Genomic DNA, 2,268 nt, shown 5'->3' on the forward strand with positions numbered 1-2,268 from the left:
CGAAGACGAGCTGCATTTTCTCCTGCGGCTGTTTTCAATTAAACCTGAGGCTTTCTGGCTTCTTGGCAGCTACGGCGGGGAGACTCGCCCCCGAGATATTCGATGCTGGAGAGAATTCACGGCGGTAACTACTCCCCGGACCTTGGGTCATGTGAAAGGAGATGAGTGCGACCTCCACGCCGGCTGCCGTCAGCCGCTCGTCGGAAACTGCGATTGTGGGCGGTTGCCATGGTGTACTAGAAATATCGACGCTCGATGTGCCATCCGGATATGCAGATGACCTCCTTCTCGAACTCTCGATTGCGGACGCGCTACAATCACCCTGATCCAGCGGGTCAAAAAAGGCGCCCTGCCGGCGGGGAGGTACACCGGCAGGGCGCGCCGCACAAACGTCCTGGTCGTTGGGCAACACGACAGCGGCGGCAGAACTGATTTGGTTACCGGTTGCGATCAAAGTCATCCGAAGCATGCTTAGAATCTGACGGCTTGAAGTTTAGCAGTTTCAGTCGGCTCGGCGCGAAATGCGCTGTCAACCCGTCCTCATCAATGGGACACCAATGGTGACCTGTCCTAACGACAGGCTGGCGTCAAAGCGTCTGGTCCGTGGGAAAGTTCCTCCCAGTGACCACCACATTGGTTACCGGGATGTCGTTGAACTCGGGGCTCGCTTCCGTCGGCGCTCTCACGTTTCATATCGCACCCTCGGACTTCAGCGCGCGATAGGTCGTCTCGACTGATTTCGCGGTTGCGTCGACGATTATGTCGATTTCTTTCCGGGTGATGATCAAAGGCGGAGCAAAGCCGAGGATATCGCCGTGCGGCATGGCGCGGCCGATGACACCGTTCTCGAACAGAGCAGCGGCGACGCGAACGCCGACCTGAAGATCGGATTCAAACGGTATCCTTTGTTTTGGATCTCGCATCAGCTCTACGGCGGCGAGGATTCCGACACCACGAACCTCGCCGACGATGGGGTGTCCCACCAGTTCGGCATTCATGCGGGCGTGCCAATACGGTCCGACATCGCGGACATGCTCCAAGATGTTTCTTTCCTTTAGGAGTCGAATATTGGCGAGCGCGGCCGCAGCGCAAAGCGTGTGACCCGAATATGTCCAGCCATGGCCGAGGGCGCCATGCTTCTCTGTTCCTTGTTCCAAGACCGACCAGACGCGGTCGCCGATGATTGACCCGGAGATGGGCAGGTAGGCGGAACTCAACCCCTTGGCGATGGTCACGAAGTCCGGCCGCATGCCATAGAGGTGGGAACCGAATTTCTCACCGGTTCGTCCAAACCCGCAGACCACTTCGTCGGCGATCAGCAGGATATCGTACTTGTCGAGCACGCCTTGGATAGCGGTCCAGTATCCTTTTGGGGGTGGAATGATACCGCCTGTCCCAAGCACCGGCTCTCCGATAAAAGCTGCGACGGTCTCGGGGCCTTCAGCGAGGATAAGCGCTTCAAGTTCATCCGCGCAGCGTTTCGAGAACGCTTGCTCACTTTCGTCGTCATGCGCCTGACGATAGTGGTGCGGCGTTGTGGTATGGCGTACCAAGTCCAGCGGCAGGTCGAAGAAATTATGGAAGAAGGCAAGGCCTGTCAGGCTCCCGGTGACCAAGCCAGACCCGTGATAACCACGATGTCGCGAGATGATCTTCTTCTTTTCAGGGCGGCCCAGAATGTTGTTGTAGTACCAGACCAGCTTGATGTTGGTTTCGTTGGCGTCGGAGCCGGAAAGGCCGAAAAAGACCCTTCGCATGTTCTGACCAAAATACTCGACCACCGTCTCTGCCAAGAGGGCGACTGGCTCCGTACCTTGACTTGCATAGATATGGGCGAACGGCAATTCGTGCGCTTGCCGGGCAATGGCATCGGCGATTTCCGTGCAGCCATATCCCATATTGACGCAGTAGAGCCCGCCGAAACCGTCGAGGCTCTTTCGGCCCTCGGTGTCCCAGATATAGACGCCTTCCGCACCGGCCATAATCCGGTTTGGCGTCTCACCTCGGCTGTGCTTGGCCAGATGCGTAGACGGATGAAAGACGAAGCTTCGATCCTTCTCTCTAAGTTGCTCGGTTCCCAGATTGCTCAAGCGCATGGTCCCTCTCCTCGCGATGGACTGGCGGAGGGCACTCGGTCAGCCGCCTCCTTAGCAATTAGCATACCGCAAACGCCCCTCAACTTTCGCGGGAATGCATGTCCTTAGCCGAGGAATTCGCGGAATCGGGATCAAAAGCCGTGGAAACCAAGGCTCGGGTCACCTTTGCTTT

General features: G+C 57.5%; 1 protein-coding gene. It reads right to left on the reverse strand.

The genetic code is table 11. The annotated features are described in order from the left end of the window. Window positions 1-689: 689 nt before the first annotated feature. Entirely contained in the window at window positions 690-2,096 is a 1,407-nt protein-coding gene (locus tag MESS4_RS00005) for an aminotransferase (protein ID WP_006324994.1), read from the reverse strand. Between the last annotated feature and the right edge of the window lie 172 nt (window positions 2,097-2,268).

Origin of the sequence: Mesorhizobium sp. STM 4661 (assembly GCF_000359125.1) — a bacterium.
Lineage (GTDB): Bacteria > Pseudomonadota > Alphaproteobacteria > Rhizobiales > Rhizobiaceae > Mesorhizobium.